Source organism: Neoaquamicrobium microcysteis (assembly GCF_008180155.1).
Classification (GTDB): domain Bacteria; phylum Pseudomonadota; class Alphaproteobacteria; order Rhizobiales; family Rhizobiaceae; genus Aerobium; species Aerobium microcysteis.
Map to the genome: position 1 here is coordinate 1 of NZ_VSZS01000028.1, position 1269 is coordinate 1269.

Annotated in this window: 1 protein-coding gene; it reads right to left on the bottom strand. The window is 60.8% G+C overall.

The genetic code is table 11. From position 1 onward, the window contains the following. Positions 1-34 precede the first annotated feature (34 nt). Positions 35-1203 (bottom strand): IS3 family transposase gene (locus FY036_RS00100; RefSeq protein ID WP_148912709.1). Its coding sequence is split into 2 segments (ribosomal slippage): positions 35-939 and positions 939-1203, totalling 1170 coding nucleotides; the frame shifts between segments, so codons are not numbered across the junction. Between the last annotated feature and the right edge of the window lie 66 nt (positions 1204-1269).

Here is a 1269-nt window from a genome sequence, read left to right on the forward strand (position 1 = left end):
TGGCCTGCCCCTATGAGGTGGTCCGGTTTCAGTTTTAATGCATGATCGGCTTTCCGGCCATTGCCTGTGCAGATGGTGGTGCCGTTCTACGGTTCGGCGCCGGCCAGATGATAGCCTCCGGCGCCGGCGGCTTATATCCGAGCGATGAGTGCGGGCGCTCGGTGTTGTAGTAGCACCGCCATGCCTCGATGATGACCTTGGCTTCGGCGAGGCTGTAGAAGATCTCGCAGTTGAGCAGTTCGTCGCGAAGCTTCGAGTTGAAGCTCTCGCAGTAGCCATTCTCCCAGGGACTTCCCGGCTCGATGAATGCGGTCCTTGCGCCGACAGCCGCGATCCACTCCCGCACGGCTTTGGCGATGAACTCCGGGCCGTTGTCGGAGCGAACATGACCGGGAACCCCACGCAGGATGAACAGGTCCGACAGGGCGTCGATGACGTCGGTCGAGTTGAGCTTGCGATCAATGCGGATCGCCAAGCACTCCCGGGTGAACTCGTCGATGATGTTGAGCATGCGGAACTTCCTGCCATCGTGCGTCCGGCCCTCGACAAAATCATAGGACCAGACATGGTTGGGGTGCTCCGGCCGAAGCCGAACGCACGATCCGTCATTCAGCCAGAGACGACCTCTCTTCGGTTGCTTCTGGGGAACCTTCAGCCCCTCCCGCCGCCAGATGCGCTCGACACGCTTGGCGTTCACCGTCCAGCCCTCGGACCGCAACATCGCGGTGATCCGACGATAGCCATAGCGGCCATACCGGGAAGCGAGCCGGATGATTTCGGCGGTCAACGCCTCTTCATCCGGCCTGCCTGTGGGCTTCTTGCGCTGGGTCGAGCGGTGCTGGCCAAGAACCTTGCAGGCAAAGCGCTCCGAGACGGAGAACTTCGCCATGACATGATCGACGCAACGCCGACGGCGGGCGGGGCTCAGTAGTTTCCCGAGGCAGCCTCTTTGAGGATCAGCTTCTCGAGCGTCAGATCCGACACCGCCTTGCGCAGACGGTCGTTCTCTTTCTCAAGCTCCTTGAGACGCTTCACCTGATCGCCTTTCAGGCCGCCGAACTCCTTGCGCCACCGGTAATACGTGAACTGTGTCACGCCGATCGAACGAACCGCTTCTCCGACCGAGCGCCCTTGCGACAACAGAACATCAACCTGGCGCAGCTTCGCGACGATCTCTTCGGGCTTGTGCTTCTTCTGGGGCATTCCAACGTCCTCTCTATCGGCCAAATAGCCTACTTCAGGGAGGACCACTTTTCAGGAGGCAGGCCA